At 63.1% G+C, this 21057-nt stretch carries 17 protein-coding genes; 11 read left to right on the forward strand and 6 right to left on the reverse strand.

Annotation, left to right across the window (positions count from 1 at the left end):
- Positions 1-8: 8 nt before the first annotated feature.
- The 3 genes from AU252_RS17645 to istA all read right to left on the reverse strand — a co-directional run bounded on the left by AU252_RS17645 (position 9) and on the right by istA (position 3049).
- The gene (locus tag AU252_RS17645; protein ID WP_058931833.1) at positions 9-590 is read right to left on the reverse strand and encodes a hypothetical protein; all 582 of its coding nucleotides are present in this window, start codon (positions 588-590) and stop codon (positions 9-11) included.
- Between the two features lie 159 nt (positions 591-749).
- Positions 750-1499: an ATP-binding protein gene (locus tag AU252_RS17650; RefSeq protein WP_058931834.1), complete on the reverse strand. Its 750-nt coding sequence runs from the start codon at positions 1497-1499 to the stop codon at positions 750-752.
- A complete protein-coding gene (gene istA, locus AU252_RS17655; RefSeq protein ID WP_058931835.1) occupies positions 1496-3049 on the reverse strand; it encodes an IS21 family transposase in 1554 nt (517 codons plus the stop codon). The genes AU252_RS17650 and istA overlap by 4 nt, the downstream gene beginning before the upstream one ends.
- Before the next feature lie 1284 nt (positions 3050-4333).
- Between istA and AU252_RS17660 the strand changes: the two genes are divergently transcribed.
- The 5 genes from AU252_RS17660 (at position 4334) to AU252_RS17680 (ending at position 11768) form a co-directional block, all read left to right on the forward strand.
- Positions 4334-6097, forward strand: coding sequence for an ABC transporter family substrate-binding protein (locus AU252_RS17660; protein WP_058931836.1), 1764 nt, complete (start codon positions 4334-4336; stop codon positions 6095-6097).
- Between the two features lie 278 nt (positions 6098-6375).
- Complete coding sequence (locus AU252_RS17665; RefSeq protein WP_058931837.1) at positions 6376-8061, forward strand: peptide ABC transporter substrate-binding protein; 1686 nt, start codon at positions 6376-6378, stop codon at positions 8059-8061.
- Positions 8062-8186: 125 nt separating this feature from the next.
- A complete protein-coding gene (locus AU252_RS17670) occupies positions 8187-9116 on the forward strand; it encodes an ABC transporter permease (RefSeq protein ID WP_058931838.1) in 930 nt (309 codons plus the stop codon).
- Positions 9106-10050 carry an ABC transporter permease gene (locus AU252_RS17675; protein ID WP_058931839.1) on the forward strand — a complete coding sequence of 315 codons (945 nt, stop codon included), beginning with the start codon at positions 9106-9108 and terminating at the stop codon, positions 10048-10050. The genes AU252_RS17670 and AU252_RS17675 overlap by 11 nt, the downstream gene beginning before the upstream one ends.
- A gap of 11 nt (positions 10051-10061) precedes the next feature.
- Positions 10062-11768 carry a dipeptide ABC transporter ATP-binding protein gene (locus AU252_RS17680; protein WP_058931840.1) on the forward strand — a complete coding sequence of 569 codons (1707 nt, stop codon included), beginning with the start codon at positions 10062-10064 and terminating at the stop codon, positions 11766-11768.
- 162 nt (positions 11769-11930) lie between these two features.
- On the opposite strand, the gene AU252_RS17685 is transcribed toward AU252_RS17680, so the two are convergent.
- Positions 11931-12785 (reverse strand): SGNH/GDSL hydrolase family protein, encoded by an 855-nt coding sequence (locus tag AU252_RS17685; protein WP_058931841.1) that lies wholly within the window; start codon positions 12783-12785, stop codon positions 11931-11933.
- A 269-nt stretch (positions 12786-13054) separates the two neighbouring features.
- On the opposite strand from AU252_RS17685, the gene typA reads away from it, so the two are divergent.
- Positions 13055-14983, forward strand: coding sequence for a translational GTPase TypA (gene typA / locus AU252_RS17690; RefSeq protein ID WP_058931842.1), 1929 nt, complete (start codon positions 13055-13057; stop codon positions 14981-14983).
- A gap of 85 nt (positions 14984-15068) precedes the next feature.
- Here the strand turns inward: typA and AU252_RS17695 are convergent, their stop codons facing one another.
- Entirely contained in the window at positions 15069-15314 is a 246-nt protein-coding gene (locus tag AU252_RS17695) for a hypothetical protein (RefSeq protein ID WP_083510461.1), read from the reverse strand.
- Between the two features lie 134 nt (positions 15315-15448).
- Between AU252_RS17695 and fdxA the strand changes: the two genes are divergently transcribed.
- The 3 genes from fdxA (at position 15449) to AU252_RS17710 (ending at position 18450) form a co-directional block, all read left to right on the forward strand.
- Complete coding sequence (gene fdxA, locus AU252_RS17700) at positions 15449-15775, forward strand: ferredoxin (RefSeq protein WP_056344030.1); 327 nt, start codon at positions 15449-15451, stop codon at positions 15773-15775.
- Positions 15776-15788: 13 nt separating this feature from the next.
- Positions 15789-16937, forward strand: a complete 1149-nt coding sequence (gene dapC / locus AU252_RS17705; RefSeq protein ID WP_058931843.1) for a succinyldiaminopimelate transaminase — start codon at positions 15789-15791, stop codon at positions 16935-16937.
- 229 nt (positions 16938-17166) lie between these two features.
- A complete protein-coding gene (locus AU252_RS17710; RefSeq protein WP_058931844.1) occupies positions 17167-18450 on the forward strand; it encodes a citrate synthase in 1284 nt (427 codons plus the stop codon).
- A 206-nt stretch (positions 18451-18656) separates the two neighbouring features.
- On the opposite strand, the gene galE is transcribed toward AU252_RS17710, so the two are convergent.
- Positions 18657-19670, reverse strand: a complete 1014-nt coding sequence (galE, locus tag AU252_RS17715) for a UDP-glucose 4-epimerase GalE (RefSeq protein WP_058931845.1) — start codon at positions 19668-19670, stop codon at positions 18657-18659.
- Between the two features lie 64 nt (positions 19671-19734).
- Here galE and AU252_RS17720 point away from each other — a divergent pair, with 64 nt between their 5' ends.
- Complete coding sequence (locus AU252_RS17720; RefSeq protein WP_058931846.1) at positions 19735-20346, forward strand: TetR/AcrR family transcriptional regulator; 612 nt, start codon at positions 19735-19737, stop codon at positions 20344-20346.
- A 94-nt stretch (positions 20347-20440) separates the two neighbouring features.
- Positions 20441-21052: a hypothetical protein gene (locus AU252_RS17725; protein ID WP_058931847.1), complete on the forward strand. Its 612-nt coding sequence runs from the start codon at positions 20441-20443 to the stop codon at positions 21050-21052.
- Positions 21053-21057: the final 5 nt, after the last annotated feature.

The raw sequence follows: 21057 nt of genomic DNA on the forward strand, positions 1-21057 counted from the left end.
GCCAGCGCTCAGACGCACCCACGAGGAAGGCTATCGAGGATCTGCTGCGCCGCCGCTCCCAGCGAATCAGCAATCGGTGCCGGGATTTTCTTTGCTCGATGCATTTCGACTATTTTGATGAATTTCTGCAGCTCCTTGGCCGCTTCATCGACGTTTTCCTGGGTCAGAGTGCCAAGACGCGCGTGGGCATCCTCAAGCGGTTTGAGGAGATCCTTGACCATGCCGGCGCTCACCGGGGCTTCACGGACTTCATCCTGCAGGGCGGCGATGTGAGCCAGTGGGTCGAAGACGCTTAGAAAATATGGCGCGTCCCCCGGTTCCAAGATCGTCGGCTCGTTCGTAACCGGGTCAACCAGCTCGACCAAAGTCTGCTGAAATTCTGAGTCCTCGACAAAAACGGGTGATGTCGGCAGCGCGGTACTCGTGAACATGGTGCCGTCCACATCGACGAGCAGGATCCTGGCGATTGTGAGGTCCAGCCCGAACAGCTGTTTGCCGGCCAGGGCGGCCCCCTCGGCCCTGACGTCAATGGAATCCTCGTTTGGTCCGGCGTTGTTGAACACCGTGGCGCTGGTACCGTCTCCTGCCATGAACGCGCACTCATTTCCCACGTCGACGAAGAACCTAAAGAGCGGTGAGTATTTGAAGCTTTGAGCGCCACTTGTTCGTGCGGTTCAGCGCCGGGGTTCGTGCGAGAGAGCGCCAGCGGTCGCGTGGCCTGGCGCCGCTGACGCCCTCCGTGACGGTTTCTAGGCGGTTGCGAGTGCTGTGTGTTCGCGCATGTTGTAATTGCCTGTCTCGACCCAGATCGTGTTGTGGATGATCCGGTCCATGATCGCGTCGGCGTGAACGCCGGAGCCGAGCCGCTGGTGCCAGTCCTTCTGCGAGTACTGGGTGCAGAACACTGTTGACGTCTCCCCGTAGCGGCGTTCCATCAGTTCCAGCAGCATGGTGCGCATCGATTCCGTGGGTCGATCCAGCAGCCACTCATCAATGACCAGCAGGGTGAATGCCGCATATTTGCGCAGGAACTTGCCGGATCCGCCAAGGGTGTCTTGGGCGGCGACCCAGGCTTCCTCGAGGTCGGGCATGCGGACGTAATGCGCGCGGATGCGGTGTTCGCATGCGCGTTTAGCAATCGCGCATCCCAGGTAGGACTTCCCCGACCCGGTGAACCCTTGGAAGACAACGTTCTGCTGCCGGGCCACGAACGAGCAGGTGCCGAGCTGGCTCAGCAGCGGCCGGTCAAGACCTCGCTCGTCGAGGAGGTCGATGCGGCGCAAGTCAGCGTTCGGGTAGCGCAGCCCCGCCCGCCGGATCAGGCCGGTGACTTTGGCATGGGTGAACGACGCGTAGGCGTCATCGACGACCAGCCGGAGACGATCTTCGAACGGCAGGCTGATGCTCAGCGTCTCGTCTTGGGTATCTATGGCCTCCAGCAGCTCGCCCGCGTTCATCTCCCGCAGCTTGCGTTTGGTTTCCGTGTCCAGTCGGCTCATCGGGTCCCTCCTGCGTAGTAAGCGGGACCGCGCACGTATCCGCCATCGTCGTCATCAGGCTCCTCGACGTGCCCGGTTTTGTCCTGCCCGGTGTCCAGGATCGGCCGCAGGTGGGCGTAACGGGGCGATCGTATCGGCCCGCGCAGCGCGAGCTGGCATGCGGCTTCCACCCGGGCTGGTGAGAACCTACGAGACAGGCGCAGGACCGCCAGGGCTGGGTCGTAGCCGGCTTCCTCGATCCGGACAGACTCGAAGATCTTCTCGATCACGGTCCCGGTCGCCGGTCCCATCCGTAACGCCCAGGCGTCGATCCGGGCTCGGTCCCAGGCTTGCCAGCTGTGCCCCTCGGGAAGGTCGGCTTCGTTCGTCCGATACTGGTTCGTCGTCGTCACGGGCAGCAGCAGGTGGCTGGTCAGGCGCTCATCACCACGATAGATCTCGAGCATGGTGTCCGTGACGCGAAGATCAACATGCGCGCCGATATGGGTGAACGGGACGGAGTAGAAGTTTTTCGCCCAGACCACGTGTCCGTTCCGGCCTACTTTGCGCCCATATGTCCAGGTGCTGATCTCGAAAGTCACCGCCGGCAACGGTTGCAGCAGCGGCTTCTCCTCGGCCGTGAACACGCTCAGCCGGGAGCCCTCCCGCTTCTGGAACGGCTGTCGGTTATAGGCATCGACCTGCTCCCCAATCCGGGCCCGCAGCTGCACAAGGCTGGTGAACTGCTCCTGCCTCAGACCCGCAATAACCCAGGTGGCGATGTGGGAGACAGTGTTTTCGACGCTGGCTTTGTCTTTCGGGCGCCGCACCCGGCCCGGTAGTACCGCCGCCGAATAATGCGCCGCCATCTCGCGATAGGCCTCGTTGAGGACGACTTCGCCCTCGCGCGGGTGAGAGATCACCCCGGTCTTGAGGTTGTCGGGGACGAGCCGCGGGACCGTGCCGCCGAAGAATGCGAACATCGCCGCATGCGCGCGCAGCCACGACTCCTGCCGCATATCCAACGTCGCCTCCACGAACGCGTATCTGCTGAACGGCAGGCACGCGACGAACAAATACACCTTCGAGACCTCTCCCGTTGCCGGGTCAACGAGCTGCATCGTCGGCCCGGACCAGTCGACCTCGACGCTGCGGCCGGCCTTATGGCCGACCCGAGACGACGCGCCAGTGACGTTGGCGTAATCGCCGTAAAGCCTGCAGAACCGGTCATAACTCATCGCCGCTTGCCCGGCCCGACTGCACCCGTCGAGATACTCCTGGTGCAGCAGCTTCAACGTCACCCCAACCCTGGCCAGCTCACGGTGCACCTGGACCCAGTCCGGCTGCGCGAACACGCTCTCCCGCACCCCGCGACCGGGAAACAGCGCCAGATACACCTCGCCCTCAGGCTTCTCCGCAACCTCGTCCCAACCGAGCCCGAGCTGATCCGCAGCATCGATCACCGCCTGAATGCTGTGCCTGGACATGCCCTGAGCAAGCGAGATCGCTCTGCCGGACAGGCCCTGGTTACGCAACTGCAAGATGAGCTTCGCCTTGATCTTCCGTACCATTACCGGTACTCCTTCCACCACGTGGCCCTCACGCGGTGGAAGGAGCTTTTCAGGTGGCGCTCAACCACACCAACACTGGCGCTGACCAGCGCAAATCGTGGGCTCGGACCCCGGCGCCAACCCGCACCACACATGGACCCCTCAAGAGCGAATATTCAAGCGGCGCGTAGCTGTCGAACGTTCCATCTCCCGAAGAGCCGAAAGGCCTGCTGCCGGGTGCGAGTTCGGGGGTGTACTCGTACAGGATACGCAGTGGTTCGGCGGAGCTGCCGCCAAACACTGGTGGCATCAACGACTGTGCTGAGCTCGAAGATTATCGGGGGTCGGGGTTCGGCAGCTTGTGCCCGGGTGCTGATTGCGGTGAAGGCAAAAACGGTCGTGAGCGTGAAAATGGATGCTGCGATTGGTAGTTTGCGGGCCATGGCTGTCTCCGATAGATGAAATTGTGTTGGGTTGCACCATCAGTTGTGCTGAGCAGACCTGTGCGTTGAGGATCGGGCGCGTTGCCCTGACAGCGGCGGGTGCCGCTAATATCGTTCGCCGGCCCTCGCCCGGGACATCGACCCAGCCAGTTGCTGCTCAACGCACGCGACGAGGAACTGGACGCCGTCCGGCGCCTCAACACCGACCTCACACGCCGCCTGAACGCTTGAGTCTGGAAGAGATTGAAAGAGAAAGGCACAACATCGTGACCAACCCGGAAGTCAACGCCGCCTGGCCTGGGCGGCTGCCCCCTGAGGTCGAAGCCTTCATCCTGGAGACAGTGGAAATGATCCACGAACTCGACGACGCGGGCCTGCACGAGATGACCGCGCTTTTTCTATCAACACGGATACGAGCAAGTAAGGATGTCGCTTCGGGATCTGCTCACAGTCCTCGGCCACGACCCCGGCGCCTGACACCGTTGGAGCAGGTCTCCAGGTTCGTCGCCGCTCGAAGTCGGCCAGCAGCTCCGATGCCGTCAAGACCATTTCTTTGGCCAGCAGGATGAGCTCGTGGACTGTCTTAGGCATTTTGGTGGTGGTGTTCATAGCGTTCATGGCTGAGACCGTTCTGTTGGAGGCTCGTGGACGCGGTGAGTCTAGCGTTTTGGTGTGACAATCAATGGGCCTCCATTCCGCAGAAGGTCCGTAAGAGGTCCGCAAGAGGGTAAATCCGGACGACATTGGCCCATGCCCGGAACCGCTAGAATTCAAGGAAAACAAGGAGTTTCAACGTCGGTGCGGGTATATAAAGGTACGTTCCGCTTCAAACGTCTGATTCCGGACAGGCAAAGGAGACGGCATGCCCCTGAGGCGTCTGATTCAGGTCATCACCGGGGCCGTCGTTGCGGCGCTGGTTACCTCGGGGTGCTCCGCTTCCGGGGGTGCGCCGCCGGTGGTGGTCGGTGAGACGAAACGCGGCGGCAGCGTTACGGTGGCCGAGGTGAATGCCTTTACCTCCTTCAACCCGTTCAGTGCCGATGGAAACACGGACATCAACACCAAGATCGGCCACATCACCCATTCGGGCTTCTACTACGTTGATGACACCGAAAAGGTGGTCCGGAACGAGAAATTCGGCCGCATCGAGAAGATCTCCGATAAGCCGCTGAAAGTGAAATACACCGTCAACGAGGGTGTGAAATGGTCCGACGGCGAAGCTATCGACGCTGGCGACCTCCTCCTGTCCTGGGCAGCCGGCTCGGGGTACTTCGACGACGCTGACCCCGAGGCAGGGACCGGCACTACCTACTTTTCGGCTGCGGCTGACAAGAGCGGCCTGGCGGCCACCGCGCTCCCGGAGATCGGCAGTGACGGGCGTTCCATCACGCTGGAATACGCCGCGCCGTACGCTGATTGGGAAGTAGCGTTCGACGTCGGGCTCCCCGCCCATGTTGTCGCCGCCAAAAGCGGCCTCAATGACGAAGGCGACCTCGTGGACCTGATCAAGGACGCGCCCCGGGGCGACCCCAAACAGCCCTCAGTCAACGCCCCGCTGAAGCGCGTCAGCGACTTCTGGAACTCCGGCTTCGACACCAAGACGCTCCCTGATGATCCCGCCATGTACCTTTCCAGCGGCCCCTACATCGTCAGGGACATCGTGCCGGACGCCTCGGTACGGCTGGTCCGGAACAGGGACTACGTCTGGGGGGCCGAGCCCTATCTGGATGACATCACTGTCCGGTTCACCGGTGCCGCCTCTACCGCCATTGCCGCGCTCAGGAACGGCCAGGCGGACATCATCGCCCCGCAGCCCTCTGCCGGCACCGAAAGCCTCTTCGACGGACTGGTGGAGCAGGGCAACACGGTCCAGCGCTTCAGCCAGTCCGGCTACGACCACCTCGATCTCAACTTTTCGGGACCGTTCGCCAACAAGGATGTCCGGGAGGCGTTCCTGAAGACTGTTCCGCGGCAGGAGATCGTGGATGACGTGGTGGGCGGATTCGTCGCCGACGCGAAACCCCTGGACTCACACGTCTTCCTGCCACCCCATCCGAAGTATCCGGACACCGTGAAGAACAACGGTTCGGCCGATTACTCCGACCTGGACATTCAAGGCGCGAAGTCGCGATTGCGGGATGCTGCCCCGACGGTCCGCATCCTGTACAACAGGGACAACCCCAACCGTGTGCGGGCCTTTTCCCTGATCCGCGACTCCGCCCGCCTCGCCGGATTCACCGTTGAAGACGCGGGCCTCGGCAGTTCGGACTGGGCGAAAGCGCTCGGCGGCGGCAGCTACGACGCCGCCATCCTCGGTTCCATCGGACCCGGGGTCGGCGTCAGCCGCGTCCCGCAGATCTTTAAGACCGGTGGCGGCAGCAACTTCAACGGATTTTCCGACGGCGACGCGGACAAAGCCATGGAGCAACTGGCCGGCACCACGGACCTGGCAAAGCAGGACGAACTGTTGGCTGACATCGACAAACGCGTGTGGGAAAGTGCCTACGGCCTGCCGCTGTACCAGACCACGGGAACCGTGGCTTTCAGCAGCCGCGTGACGGGTATCAAGCCCAGCTCGGGCCCTTTGGGCGTCTGGTGGAATGTGTGGGAGTGGCGCCTGAAATAGGCCCTCCCGGGGGCTTGTCGCCGTTGTGGGAGCCCGCCCCCGTCCTCGATTCGCAGCATCCCCTACCAACGAGTAGCATGTGACTTGCGCAACTTCCGGGTACCGGCTAGTTATTGGCGGTTAACTGGTTACGGTTTGACAACGGAGTACCAGTATTTGGACTTTGTGCGGTTAGGCTACTCGTATATGTAGGCCACGTCACAGTGAGAACCTGTGATGTGCCTGCCGGGGAGCAAAAGATTTCCCCTCAATATCTCCCACAACTCATAGGAGGCGGAATGCGTTTCACGCGCACTTCCAAAGCACTCGGCATGGTGGCGATCGCTGCCCTTGCCCTGACCGGCTGCGGCGCCGGAGGCGGCAGCAATGATGGTGCCAGCCAGTCGGCCGGTGATCCCAACAAGGTGATCACCGCGTACAGCAACGAACCACAGAACCCGTTGCTGCCGGCAAATACGAACGAAGTTTACGGCGGCCGCGTTGTCGAGCTGCTCTTCGAAGGCCTTCGCAGCTACGACGCCGACGGCAAGCCGGTCAACTCGCTTGCAGAGTCCATTGAGTCGACTGACGCCCAGAACTGGACCATCAAGGTCAAGCAGGGCCAGACGTTCACGAACGGCGAAGCGATCACCGCCAAGACGTTCGTTGATTCCTGGAACTTCGCGGCGAACTCCAAGAACCTGCAGAACAACGGATTCTTCTTTGAGTCCATCGCGGGCTATGCAGATGTCTCGGCCGTGACCACCGAAACAGCGGCTGATGGCAAGACCACCACCACGCCGGCGCCCACCGCCGAAACGATGTCAGGTCTGACGGCTACAGACGATTCGACCCTCACGGTGAAGCTGGCACAGCCGGAAGCCGACTGGTCGCTCCGCCTTGGCTACTCAGCCTTCTTCCCGCTGCCGTCCGCAGCGCTGGCGGATCCGAAGGCCTTCGGCGAAAACCCGGTAGGCAACGGTCCGTACAAGTTCGAAAAGACCGGTTCCTGGGTACATGACCAGTCGATCTCCCTCGTCAAGAACGCTGACTACAGCGGTCCCCGCGAATCGAAGAACGGCGGCGTGACCTTCAAGTTCTACACGGATCCGGGCCCCGCATACACGGATCTTCAGGGCAACAACCTGGACGTCACCGACGTCCTGCCGTCCAACGCACTGAAGACCTACGTCACGGACTTCCAGGACCGCAACGCCACCAAGCCGGTTGCCACTGACTCCACGCTGAACATCCCGGGCTACAACCCGAACTTCCAGGGTGAAGCCGGCAAGCTGCGCCGCCAGGCACTGTCCTACGCCATCAACCGCGAAGAGATCGCCAAGGTTGTCTTCAACGGAACACGTACCCCGGCCAAGGCCTTCGCACCGCCGGTGATCGACGGTTTCAAGGCAGACCTCAAGGGCAGCGAAGTCCTGAAGTTTGATGCAGCCAAGGCAAAGGAACTCTGGGCCCAGGCCGAGAAGATCAAGCCGTACGACGGCTCCAAGCCCCTGCAGATTGCCTCCAACACCGATGGTGGCAACAAGGAATGGATCGATGCCGTAGCCAACGGCTTCAAGAACAACCTCGGCATCCAGGCCGAAATCCAGCCGTTCGCCAAGTTCGCTGAAGTGCTGAACCTGCGCAAGTCCCAGTCCCTCCCGGGTCTGAGCCGCGCCGGCTGGCAGGGCGACTACCCGTCGCTCTACAACTTCCTCGGACCGGTCTGGGCAACTGGCGCGTCCTCCAACTACGAGAAGTACTCGAACCCCGCGTTCGACAAGCTGCTCCAGGAAGGACTTGCCGCCAAGACCACCGACGAGGCGAACGCCAAGTTCAACCAGGCCCAGGAGATCCTCTTCGAGGACCTGCCCGGACTGCCGCTCTGGGACCAGGCAAAGCCGATTGTGTGGAGCGAAAACGTTGTGAAGGCCGAAACCGGCTGGAATGGCGGAATCCTCTACTACAACATCACGGCCAAGTAGTCTCCAGGATCTAACTTGCCGCCAGGCGAATGGGGGTCCGGCACAACGCCGGGCCCCCATTGTCCTGCACGGCAGGAAGGCACAAATGAAACACCTCTCTTCGCATCCGGAAGGCTGGTGATCCGGTGGTCCGCTTCATTCTGAAACGACTCCTCCAAGTGATCCCCGTCTTCATCGGCACCACGCTTCTGGTTTATTACATGGTCTTCGCCCTTCCAGGCGATCCCATTGCGGCGCTCTTCGGAGACCGCCAGCCCCCGCAGGCAGTCATCGATACCCTGCGCAGCCAGTACCACTTGGACGAACCTTTCTGGGTCCAGTACGGGCTCTTCCTGCAGAACCTCTTCACGTTCAACCTCGGCAACGACTTCACCGGCCAGCCCATCGCGGCAAGCTTGGCTCGGGTCTTCCCCGTGACGGCAATGCTCGCCGTAGAAGCACTGGCCATCCAGGCAATCTTCGGAGTGGCCTTCGGCGTCTTCGCCGGTCTCCGCCGCGGCGGCTGGTTTGACTCCACCGTCCTGGTGGTTTCGCTGGTTGTCATCGCGGTCCCCACATTTGTTCTGGGTTTCGTTTTTCAACTCGTCTTTGGCGTGCAACTCGGCTGGGCAAAACCCACCGTCGGCGCCAACGCCGATTGGGGCAGCCTGCTGCTTCCGGCAGTGGTCCTGGGCCTGGTGTCGTTCGCCTATGTACTCCGCCTGACCCGCGCCTCTGTCAGCGAAAACATGAATGCCGACTACGTGCGAACTGCCACCGCCAAAGGCCTGTCACGGCCGCGGGTGGTCATCGCACACATCCTGCGTAACTCGTTGATCCCGGTGGTGACGTACCTGGGCGCCAACCTTGGCGGGCTGATGGGCGGTGCGATCGTGACGGAGGGCATTTTCAACGTCCCCGGCGTCGGCAACAAGCTCTACCAGGCCGTCCTGCGCAGCGAAGGCCCCACCATCGTTTCCATCGTCAGCGTTCTGGTGCTGGTCTTCGTGGTGGCCAACCTGCTCGTTGATCTCCTGTATGCCTGGCTTGACCCGAGGATCCGTTATGACCAGTAATAACAGCCACTTTGTGGCGCCCATCGACGAAACTCCGTTGCTGGCAACCGACACCGTCAAGACTGACCAGGCACCCCTGAGTCTTTGGTCGGACGCCTGGCGCAAGCTCCGCCGTCGGCCGCTGTTCATTATTTCGGCGCTGCTCATCGTGGCCCTTGCTGTGGTGGCGCTGTTCCCGGGCCTTTTTTCGTCCGTTGCTCCGAACGACGGCTGCGTACTGGCTAATTCGGAAGGCGGTCCCACAGACGGGCATCCCTTCGGCTTCACCTTCCAGGGCTGCGACATCTATTCCCGCGTCGTCCACGGAACCCAGGCTTCGCTTTCAGTGGGTCTGCTCTCCGTGCTCTGCGTCCTGGTTGTCGGCGTGACCGTTGGCGCCCTTGCGGGCTACTACGGCGGCTGGATCGATGCCGTGCTTGCCCGCCTCGGCGACATCTTCTTTGCGCTGCCCCTGATTCTTGGTGCGCTGGTGATCACCCAGTTGCCCTTTTTCCGTGAAAACAAGAGCGTTTGGAGCGTCGTGTTTGTCATCGCGCTCCTGGCCTGGCCGCAGATGGCACGTATCACGCGCGGCGCGGTCATTGAAGTGCGCAATGCCGACTTTGTGACGGCCGCCCGCTCACTGGGCGTTTCAAAGTTTGGCGCGCTGGTCCGCCACGTCCTCCCTAACGCCTTGGCACCGATTATCGTCCTGGCCACCCTGGAACTGGGCGTCTTCATCGTCGCGGAAGCCACCCTGTCCTTCCTGGGCATCGGCCTGCCGCAGAGCATCATGTCCTGGGGCAACGACATCGCGGGTGCACAGGCTTCCATTCGAACCAGGCCGGAAATCATGCTCTATCCGGCGGCGGCGCTGTCCATTACCGTTCTGAGCTTTATTATGCTCGGCGACGCGGTACGTGACGCCCTCGATCCCAAGAGCCGGCAGCGATGAGAGAGAAAGAGATGACCACTCCAGAAATCCACATCGATGAGGCCGGGCATGCGGGAGTGAAACCGCTGCTGGAAATCCGCGACCTGGCCATCACGTTCACCACCGGCAGCGGTGAAGTCCAGGCCGTCCGCAACGCGCACCTCACCATCATGCCGGGCGAAACAGTGGCTATCGTGGGGGAGTCGGGCTCGGGCAAGTCGACGACGGCACTCGCCGCCATCGGCCTGCTGCCCAACAACGGCCGCGTTTCCGCCGGGCAGATCCTGCTCGACGGCGAGGACATTGCCCACGCCACGGAGCAGCGGATGATCGAACTGCGGGGCAATACGATCGGCATGGTCCCGCAGGACCCGATGTCCAACCTGAACCCGGTCTGGAAAATCGGCTACCAGGTCAAGGAAACCCTCCGCGCCAACGGACGGCCCAGTGGACCGGATGATATCGCCCAAGTGCTGTCCGAGGCGGGACTGCCGGATGCCCACCGGCGCGCCAAGCAGTATCCGCATGAGTTCTCCGGGGGTATGCGCCAGCGCGCCCTCATTGCCATCGGGCTGTCCTGCCAGCCGCGCCTGCTGATCGCGGATGAGCCGACGTCGGCACTGGACGTCACGGTCCAGCGGCAGATCCTGGATCATCTGGAGACCATGACCACGGACCTGGGCACAGCAGTCCTGCTTATCACCCATGATCTGGGGTTGGCGGCCGAGCGTGCTGACAAGGTGGTGGTGATGTACCGGGGCCAGGTGGTGGAGGCAGGTCCTTCGCTGGCGTTGCTCCAGAACCCGCAGCATCCGTATACCAAGCGGCTGGTTGAGTCTGCGCCGTCACTGGCGAGCCGAAGGATCCAGGTCGCCAAGGAGCAGGGTCTCGAAGCGTCAGACCTGCTGGCTCCTGCTGCGGAGGCAGCTGCCGCGGACAACGTCCTGCAGATCCAGGACCTGCGCAAGGTCTACAAGCTCCGCCAGGGGCTGGGGAAAACGACGGACTTCGCGGCCGTTGACGGGGTGAGCTTCGATGTCAAAAGGGGTACCACCACCGCTATCGTGGGGGAGTCCGGCTCGGGCAAGTCCACCGTGGCAAAAATGGTGCTTCAGCTCGAAAAGCCTACCGATGGGAAGATCCTTTTCGACGGCGTCGACACGTCGTTGCTGAAGGCGCCTGAACTTTTCAAGTTCAGGCGGCGGGTGCAGCCCATTTTCCAGGATCCGTACGGTTCCCTGGACCCGATGTACAACATCTTCCGCACCATCGAAGAGCCGTTGCGCGTCCACAGGATTGGTGACGCGGCCGGCCGCGAGAAGAAGGTCCGGGAACTCCTGGACCAGGTGGCACTGCCGCAGTCCACCATGCAGCGGTACCCGAACGAGCTCTCCGGCGGGCAGCGGCAGCGCGTTGCCATTGCCCGTGCTCTGGCACTGGATCCGGAGGTGATCATCTGTGACGAAGCAGTGTCAGCCCTGGATGTGCTGGTCCAGGCGCAGGTGCTGAACCTGCTCGCGGACCTGCAGGCCAACCTCGGGCTGACCTACCTCTTTATCACCCATGACCTGGCTGTGGTGCGGCAGATTGCCGACCACGTCTGTGTGATGGAAAAGGGCAAGCTGGTGGAGACCGGTTCCACGGACGATGTCTTCGAGTCCCCTCAGCAGGAGTACACCAAAGCACTGCTCAATGCCATTCCCGGTGCGAAGCTGATGCTTCCGCCCGAAGTGGCCTGATCAGACCGCTGTATCCCGGGCTAAGGATGGAGCCGGCGCCTTCAGGGCGCCGGCTCCATTCCTTTTAACGGCTCCATTGCTTTTAACGGCTTAACGGCTCCATTGCTTTTAACGGCCTGTTCAGCGCGCCAAGGGCAAGTTCCGCCCGCCAAAAAAGTCTGTTCAGTCCGCCGGGGTGGCTGGGGGAGCTGCCACCGGGACTGTGCCGTCCAGCGATGGGCCTTCGAGGCCTAACTGCCTGAGCCTGGATCCAAGCAGCCCGCCCAGTGACCTGCGGCCTGCGGCATCCATGTGGACGGCATCTGCCAGGTTCTTCGCGAGGTTGTACTTCGACAGCCAGTCGCCCACGCCCACAAAGGGTATGCCGTTCCTGGCGGACACCGTGCCCAGCAGCGCGTCCACCTGGGTCCTCCGCCCGCCACCGTAGTTGGCGCCGCGGGCCAGGGTGCCGATCATGGCCATCCTGGCGCCTGGATAGCGTTCCCGGAGTGCGCCGATCAGCCGGTCGGCGTTGGCCACGATCTGGGCATCGGTAGCGCCGTGCGCGGCATCGTTGCCGCCGCCCTGGATGACGATCAGCGCGGGCGTCCCGTACGGCAGCTTCCAGTCGCCGCGCTGCAAGGCGTCGATGTAGTTGCCCGTCTTGCCGTTTGATGCCACGAATCCCGTTCCTCCGAGCCCGCAGAAGTGGACTTTGTAGCCAACGGCGGCAAGGCCAAGACGTGGCCACCCGTCAGTAGGTTCGGATTGGGAATCGCCGATCAGGAGGGCAGTGTGCCGCATGTCCGGCACCACCACCTCGTCACGCCCGCTGGCCGGGTTGCGGTAGACAGAACCGGGAGACAGGCCGAGCGGATCGCCACCGCGGGCCTGGTATGCGCCGGCCGCTGCCGCCTGCGCCGGGGATGGCACGCCGGAGTCCGGTGTGGCTGCTGGGGTCTGTCCGCAGCCGCCCAGGAGCGCGGCTACCGCGATTCCAGAGGCGACAAAGCGGGTCAGAGCCGAGGCTTTTCGCATCAGGGATTCTCCGGGCTTGCTGTGGTATCACAGCCATGATGGTGCATCAAGTCACAAAAATCCAGTGAGCTTGGTCACTCTTTGGGCCGCGGCGCGCCGGAATTACCCACCGGTCGGACTGGGCCGATCCGAGATTTTTAGGCCAACAATAGGCTCAGCGTTTAGAATGAGGGAAGGAGCCCTGTGTTATTGGGCTAATCCATCGTGCGTTCCGGTTGGAAATGTCGCGAAACAACAGCTGACTTCACCACTGAATCGAGCAATCACGCATGTCTGAAACCACCACCAACACCGCGGTAGCCACTGCATCGCGCAGTGACCTCCGCAACGTCGCGATCGTGGCCCACGTTGACCACGGCAAGACCACTCTGGTCGACGCCATGCTCAAGCAGACCAACTCCTTTGCCGAACACAACCACCTCGAAGACCGCGTCATGGACTCCGGTGACCTGGAACGCGAAAAGGGCATCACCATCCTGGCCAAGAACACCACCGTGGCCTACAACGGACCGTCCTCCAACGGTGAAACCATCACCATCAACGTCATCGACACCCCCGGCCACGCCGACTTCGGCGGCGAAGTAGAGCGCGGCCTGTCCATGGTGGACGGCGTTGTACTCCTCGTGGACGCTTCCGAGGGCCCGCTGCCCCAGACCCGCTTTGTGCTGCGCAAGGCCCTGGCCGCGCACCTGCCGGTTATCCTCCTCGTCAACAAGACAGACCGCCCCGACGCCCGCATCGAGGAAGTTGTCCACGAGTCGATGGACCTCCTCCTGGGCCTCGCCTCGGACCTCGCCGACGAAGTTCCGGACCTGGACCTGGACAAGATCCTTGAAGTACCGGTCGTCTATGCAGCAGCGAAGGTAGGCCGCGCCTCCCTGGACCAGCCCGCCGACGGCTCCGCTCCGGACAATGAGGACCTTGAGCCGTTGTTCAAGACCATCATCGAGCACATCCCGGCTCCGACATACAACCCGAACGGCGTGCTCCAGGCACACGTCACCAACCTGGACGCCTCCCCGTTCCTGGGCCGTCTTGCCCTGCTCCGCATCTACAACGGCACCCTGCGCAAGGGCCAGACCGTTGCCTGGGCCCGCGCCAACGGCGAGCTCAAGAACGTCAAGATCACCGAACTGCTGGCCACCAAGGCACTGGACCGTGTTCCCACCGAGTCTGCAGGCCCGGGCGAAATCGTCGCCGTCGCCGGCATCGAGGAAATCACCATTGGTGAAACCCTGACCGATGTCGACAACCCGCAGCCGCTGCCGCTGATCACCGTGGACGATCCCGCGATCTCCATGACCATCGGTATCAACACCTCGCCGCTGGCCGGCCGGGTCAAGGGCGCCAAGGTCACGGCCCGCCAGGTTAAGGACCGCCTGGACAAGGAACTGATCGGTAACGTCTCCATCAAGGTTCTCCCCACCGAGCGTCCCGACGCCTGGGAAGTCCAGGGCCGTGGCGAGCTCGCGCTGGCCATCCTGGTCGAGCAGATGCGCCGTGAAGGCTTCGAACTGACTGTCGGCAAGCCGCAGGTTGTTACCCGGACCGTCGACGGCAAGATCCACGAGCCGATGGAACACATGACCATCGACGTGCCGGAAGAGTACCTCGGCGCCGTCACCCAGCTGATGGCCGCCCGCAAGGGACGCATGACCAACATGGCCAACCACGGCACCGGCTGGTGCCGCATGGAGTTCATCGTTCCGGCCCGTGGCCTGATCGGGTTCCGCACCAAGTTCCTCACGGACACCCGCGGCGCCGGCATCGCAGCCTCCATCTCCGAGGGCTACGAGCCCTGGGCCGGCCCGATCGAGTACCGCACCAACGGTTCGATGGTGGCCGACCGCGCCGGAGTTGTGACGCCGTTCGCCATGATCAACCTGCAGGAACGTGGCTCCTTCTTCGTTCGCCCCACCTCCGAGGTTTACGAAGGCCAGATCGTCGGCGAGAACTCCCGCGCCGACGACATGGACGTCAACATCACCAAGGAAAAGAAGCTCACCAACATGCGTGCCGCTTCCTCGGACACCTTCGAGAACCTGACGCCGCCGCGCGACCTGACCCTCGAAGAGTCCCTCGAATTCGCCCGCGAAGACGAGTGCGTCGAGGTCACCCCGGAGTCCATCCGCATCCGGAAGCTCATCCTGGACGTCAACCAGCGCGCCAAGTCCACCCGGGCACGCGCCAAGGCCTAGTCCTAAATAGCACGTCACTGAAGCTGCCGGTACGGCGGGCGGGAACCCGCCGTCGTACCGGCAGTTTCTTTGTGTCAGGAAAGCGTCAGTTGCGGACGCGGGCCGGGCGCCGCTCCGGCGCCGGCGGCACTTCCTTGGCGGCCACCACCAGGTCCAAGGGGATCACGACGTCGGCCTTCCGCGTGCGGACTGTGCAGCCGTCGTCGTCAGTGGCCACCAGATGCCCCAGGGCGTCCGTCAGGCCGCCGTCGATCCGGTAACGCACTACAACCCGTGTTCCGGGCGCGGCGGTGGCCAGAAATTCTCGGGGCGTAGGCTGGGCGGGACTCACCAGTTCATACTAAGGCGGCCGGCTAGGTTCGCGTGGACGGGCTGGGAGATAATAGGCTCAGAAGTCAATAGTCCGGCCGGTGCCGGATTCAAGTGCCGGCCACTGCCGGGAAATATCGTGGAGAGGCAAGGGACGTGACGTACGTAATCGCGCAGCCGTGTGTAGATGTCAAGGACAAGGCATGTATCGAGGAATGCCCCGTTGACTGCATCTATGAGGGTGAGCGTTCCTTGTACATCCACCCCGATGAGTGTGTCGACTGTGGTGCCTGCGAGCCGGTGTGCCCGGTGGAAGCCATCTACTACGAGGATGACACCCCCGAAGAGTGGGCCGACTACTACAAGGCCAACGTCGAATTCTTCGATGACCTGGGCTCGCCCGGTGGCGCCGCCAAGGTGGGCAACACGGGCAAGGATCACCCGATGATCGCCGCCCTGCCGCTGCAGAACCAAGACCACTGAGCCGGGCATCGCGTTGACCGCTGCCGTGAACAGCTTTGGCCTGAGCCTGCCCGACTACCCGTGGGAGGCCATGACACCGTACCTGGCCAAAGCCTCTGAGCACCCTGGCGGGGCCGTGAACCTGTCGATCGGCACGCCTGTCGACCCCACTCCCGCTTTGATCCAGGATGCCCTCAGGGCCGCCGCGGACGCCCCGGGATACCCCACGGTCCACGGCACCGTTCCGTTGCGGGAAGCCATTGCGGCGTGGTTCGAGCGGCGCCGCGGCGTCCCCGGCCTGGACCCTAAGAACATTATGCCCACCGTCGGCTCCAAGGAGCTGGTGGCGTGGCTGCCGCTCCTGCTCGGGCTGAAGCCGGGCGACGTCGTCGTCCGCCCCAAGGTTGCCTACCCCACCTATGACATCGGGGCTACTTTCGCCGGCGTCACCTCCGTCGCTACCGACCACCTCGACGAGTTGGACAATGCCACCCGCGCACGCGTGCGGCTGATCTGGGTAAACTCCCCGGGCAACCCCACCGGAAGCGTCAGGGATGTTGAGTCCCTCAAAGCGCTTGTGGCGCAGGCCCGCGAACTGGGTGCCGTCGTAGCCTCGGACGAGTGCTACGCCGAACTCGGGTGGGGCGCGTGGGACGCACAGCGCGGCGGCGAGCCCGTGCCCAGCATCCTGGATCCTCGCGTTTCCGGCGGGTCCCACGAGGGCCTTCTGGCCGTGTACTCGCTGAGCAAGCAGTCCAACGTGGCAGGTTACCGCGCAGCGTTTGTGGCCGGTGACCCGGCCATCATGGCCAACCTCGTCAACAGCCGCAAGCATGCCGGCATGATCGTCCCCTACCCGGTGCAGGAAGCAATGCGGGTTGCGTTGGGCGACGACACCCACGTCCAGGCCCAGAAGGACCTCTACCGCGGACGCCGGGAGCGTCTGGTGCCGGCATTGCAGGGCTTCGGGCTGGAGATTAAGGATTCCGACGCCGGACTGTACCTTTGGTCCACCGCCGGAGAGAGCACCTGGGACACCGTGGCCCGGCTGGCTGAGCGGGGCATCGTGGTGGGGCCGGGCGTCTTTTACGGCGAAGCCGGCAACGGGTTTGTGCGTGTCGCATTGACGGGCACTGATGAACGGATTGACGCCGCAGTGGCCAGACTGGCCACGACGCCGTAACAATCATGTGACTCGCACCACAAAGACGGCATTTTACGGGGGTTTCGCACGCCTCCGATTAGTGACACCCGCAATCGGGCGGTACTTTTTAAGTGACTATCAATGGTGGCTTTCTACAAGAAGGCAGCCCGGGTGTTGGATTCCTGGATGAACAGGGTCACTGCCACGGCTCACCGGATGTTGGATCAAGCTTTCGACAGAGGCCCACGCGCCTCATGAAGGGGACTCCATGACTGAGACCAACAGCGCAACCCTGCACCATGCAGGAGGCGAGCTCAAGCTCCCGCGCATCCAGGTTGTTGAAGGAAACGAAGGCTACGACGTTTCCAAGCTGCTCAAGCAGACGGGCGCAGTCACCTTTGACCCCGGCTTCATGAACACCGCAGCAACCACGTCCGCTATCACCTACATCGACGGTGATGCGGGCATCCTGCGTTACCGCGGGTACCCCATCGAGCAGCTGGCACAGCACTCCAGCTTTCTTGAGGTGTCCTACCTGCTGATCTACGGCAACCTGCCGACCCCCACGGAACTGGAAGAGTTCGACCAGAAGATCCGCCGCCACACCCTCCTGCACGAAGAGCTCAAGGGCTTCTTCAGCGGCTTCCCGCGCGACGCGCACCCGATGCCCGTGCTGTCCTCGGCTGTTTCGGCGCTGTCCACCTTCTACCAGGACTCCCTGGACCCGTTCAACGCCGAGCAGGTGGAGGTCTCCACCATCCGCCTGATGGCCAAGATGCCGGTCATCGCCGCCTACGCGCACAAGAAGTCCATTGGCCAGCCGATGCTGTACCCGGACAACTCCCACAACCTCGTGGAGAACTTCATGCGCCTGAGCTTCGGCCTCCCCGCCGAACAGTATGAGGTTGACCCGGTCATCGCCAAGGCACTGGATCTCCTCCTGATCCTGCACGCGGACCACGAGCAGAACTGCTCCACGTCCACCGTGCGCCTGGTTGGCTCCTCCAACGCCAACCTCTTCGCCTCGGTGTCAGCCGGCATCAACGCCCTCTTCGGTCCCGCCCACGGCGGCGCCAACGAGGCAGTGCTGAAGATGCTCCGCCAGATCCAGGCCGACGGCACCAAGCCCGAGGACTACATGGAGAAGGTCAAGAACAAGGAAGACGGCGTCCGCCTCATGGGCTTCGGACACCGCGTCTACAAGAACTACGATCCGCGCGCCAAGATCGTCAAGGCCACGGCCCACGAGATCCTGAGCAAGCTCGGCGGCAACGACGAGCTGCTCGAGATCGCCATGCGCCTGGAAGAGAAGGCGCTGAACGATGACTACTTCATCCAGCGCAAGCTCTACCCGAACGTGGACTTCTACACCGGCCTGATCTACAAGGCCATGGGCTTCCCGGAGAAGATGTTCACCGTGCTGTTCGCGATCGGCCGCCTGCCGGGCTGGATCGCCCAGTGGCGTGAAATGATCAGCGACCCGAACACCAAGATCGGCCGCCCGCGCCAGCTGTACATCGGTGAGCCCGAGCGCGACTACCCGGTCCGCTAGTCCGGACTTAACTGAATTACGACGGCGGCCGGTCACCTTCTCCACGAAGGTGGCCGGCCGCCGTCGTTCATCACCAGCAAAGCAACGCGGGGTCACTTAACGCCCAAAAAGGGGTCCCGAAGGGGCGTTAAGTGACCCTCCCCGCCCGCACCCTATCCTCGCAAGCTCGGCCAGGGAACCCTGCGGGCGTGGGCCCACGTTGCTGTTTAGACGGAGTAACCCAGGGGGTTGTTCTTCTGCCAGCGCCAGTGGTCCTCGCACATCTGGTCCACGGTCTTGGTGGTGGACCAGCTCAGGTCGGCCAGGGCGGAGGTGGCGTCGGCCCAGAAGGCCGGGAGGTCGCCGGCGCGGCGTCCGGTGATCTCGTAGGGGATGGGCTGGCCCACGGCCTTCTCGAAGGACCGCAGGACCTCCAGCACGGAGGAGCCCTTCCCGGAGCCAAGGTTCCAGCGGTAGACGCCGGAGCGGTCCGCGACGTGGTTGAGGGCTGCCACGTGGCCTTCGGCGAGATCGACGACGTGGATGTAGTCCCGCAGGCAGGTGCCGTCAGGGGTGTCGTAGTCCCCGCCGAACACCATGAGCTTGTCGCGGCGTCCCACGGCCACCTGGGCTATGAACGGCACGAGGTTGTTGGGGATGCCTTGGGGGTCCTCGCCGATGCGGCCTGACGGATGTGCGCCCACCGGGTTGAAGTAGCGCAGCAGGGCAATGTGCCAACGGCCGTCAGCGGCGCCCAGGTCCGCGAGGATGTCCTCGATCTGCTCCTTGGTGCGGCCGTACGGGTTGTTGGCGCCGATCTCCATCTTCTCCACGTACGGGATGGGATTGTGTTCGCCGTACACCGTGGCGGAGGAGCTGAACACGATGGAGCGGACATCGTGGCGGTCCATCACCCGGATCAGGTTCAGCGTGCCCACAAGGTTGTTGTAGTAGTACTTGAGCGGCTCGCGGACCGACTCACCCACTGCCTTGAGCCCGGCAAAGTGGATCACGGCGTCGATCGTGTGGGCGGCAAAGACGCCTTCCACTGCGGCTTCGTCCACCAGGTCCACGTTGTGGAATTCCGCGGTCTTGCCGCTGAGTTCGGCCACCCGGCGCAGTGCCTCCTCGCTGGAGTTCACCAGGTTATCGATCACCACCACATCATGGCCGGCTTCCTGCAGGGACAAGACTGTGTGCGACCCGATGTACCCGGTGCCGCCTGTGACCAGAATTTTCATGCCCCCACGCTATCCCAATTCCGCGGATGTGTTGATTTAAGCACAGGTGTGCTAAATAATAGGAGTGCCCAAAATTGTAGATGCCGAAGCCCGGCGCGCAGAAATCGTTGAAGCGGTCTTCAGGATCATCGCCGTCGACGGTCTTGAGCGGGCGTCACTGCGGGAGGTGGCGGACGAAGCAGGCCTTGCCGTTGGCTCCGTCCGGCACTACTTCGCCGGCAGTGACGAACTGCTCAGCCATTCCTTTGCCGCCGTTGTGGACCGGATCACGGGCCGGCTCACCGCGGCATTGCCGGCGATGGCCGCCAGCGAACCCGGGACCGGCCCGCATCGTGAGGCGGTTTTAACCCTGCTGGGTGAATTTCTGCCGCTCGACGAGGAACGGGCCGTGGACGCCTGCGTGTGGATGGCCTTCAAGAACGCGGCCAGGATCCGTCCCTTCCTCGCGGCCGAGGCTGATCGGAGCCACCGGGAGGTGGCTGCCGTCGTCGGGCAGGTCATCACCGCCCTGGTACCGGACGACGGCGACGGGCAGCAGTCGCTGGCGGTCGAGGCGGAGAGGCTGCTGGCTACGCTGGACGGGCTGTGCATGCACGCCCTCCTTCAGCCCGCCTGGATGACGGCACAGATGTGCCATGACGTCCTGGACCGGCACCTGAAGAGCCTGGCCGCCTGACATTACCGTCCGGTGGCATCGGGAATAGACTGGGAGCCGGGGGAGCGGAACCGGCTGGTCAGGCCGGTACAGGCAGGCCACAGGAGGAGTAGGGATGCATCACACAGGTGGTTCCGGCTGGCAGATCACTACGGATACGTCCGGGCCTCTGATGATCGCGCTCTTTGTCCGTGATGCGGCAGGACTCGACGGCGCCGGCCACCCTGCGTTATCGCATGCCGCGCCGAAGATCCACCATGCCGACCACTCGCATCTCACCTCCGACGTCGGCGGGCTGAGCGCACTCAAGACCGAATGGGAAGCCTGGTGGGAGCAGTTGCTGAAGGCGCACCCCCAGACGTCACCGGAGCTGTCCCCGCCGGATTTTGGGGAATTCGGGAATTCCCCGGCCCTCCAGCGTGTCCTGCAGGCGCATTTCGGGTCAGCCCTGACCTGGGCACGGGAGCGCCGCAGCGAGTACGTCAGGCTGGAAGCCGAACGGGTGGCCAGCGGTTCGGACCAGCTGTTGGGAGACATGGTGGATGACCGCCTGCTGGAGGTGGGCCGGGGGTCACGGGACTTCACCCTGACCATCATCGAACTGCCGCTGAACGAACAGCGGGCGTGGTACCTGGAGCCGGACAAGATCATCATGAGCCACAACCTCATGTCCGCGCCGGAGCTCTTCCGCAGCTACGTCCAGCCCGTGGTGGACATCCTGGTCTGAGGCGG

The organism is Pseudarthrobacter sulfonivorans, from assembly GCF_001484605.1.
Classification (GTDB): domain Bacteria; phylum Actinomycetota; class Actinomycetes; order Actinomycetales; family Micrococcaceae; genus Arthrobacter; species Arthrobacter sulfonivorans_A.

What these genes read in the sequence shown, in the direction of transcription:
- AU252_RS17650 (WP_058931834.1), bottom strand. Translation starts at nt 1,499, where the DNA reads ATGAGCCGACTGGACACGGAAACCAAACGCAAGCTGCGGGAGATGAAC.
- galE (WP_058931845.1), bottom strand. Translation starts at nt 19,670, where the DNA reads ATGAAAATTCTGGTCACAGGCGGCACCGGGTACATCGGGTCGCACACA.
- AU252_RS17710 (WP_058931844.1), top strand. Translation starts at nt 17,167, where the DNA reads ATGACTGAGACCAACAGCGCAACCCTGCACCATGCAGGAGGCGAGCTC.
- AU252_RS17685 (WP_058931841.1), bottom strand. Translation starts at nt 12,785, where the DNA reads ATGCGAAAAGCCTCGGCTCTGACCCGCTTTGTCGCCTCTGGAATCGCG.
- AU252_RS17665 (WP_058931837.1), top strand. Translation starts at nt 6,376, where the DNA reads ATGCGTTTCACGCGCACTTCCAAAGCACTCGGCATGGTGGCGATCGCT.
- AU252_RS17725 (WP_058931847.1), top strand. Translation starts at nt 20,441, where the DNA reads ATGCATCACACAGGTGGTTCCGGCTGGCAGATCACTACGGATACGTCC.
- AU252_RS17645 (WP_058931833.1), bottom strand. Translation starts at nt 590, where the DNA reads ATGGCAGGAGACGGTACCAGCGCCACGGTGTTCAACAACGCCGGACCA.
- istA (WP_058931835.1), bottom strand. Translation starts at nt 3,049, where the DNA reads ATGGTACGGAAGATCAAGGCGAAGCTCATCTTGCAGTTGCGTAACCAG.
- AU252_RS17680 (WP_058931840.1), top strand. Translation starts at nt 10,062, where the DNA reads ATGACCACTCCAGAAATCCACATCGATGAGGCCGGGCATGCGGGAGTG.
- AU252_RS17660 (WP_058931836.1), top strand. Translation starts at nt 4,334, where the DNA reads ATGCCCCTGAGGCGTCTGATTCAGGTCATCACCGGGGCCGTCGTTGCG.
- AU252_RS17675 (WP_058931839.1), top strand. Translation starts at nt 9,106, where the DNA reads ATGACCAGTAATAACAGCCACTTTGTGGCGCCCATCGACGAAACTCCG.
- typA (WP_058931842.1), top strand. Translation starts at nt 13,055, where the DNA reads ATGTCTGAAACCACCACCAACACCGCGGTAGCCACTGCATCGCGCAGT.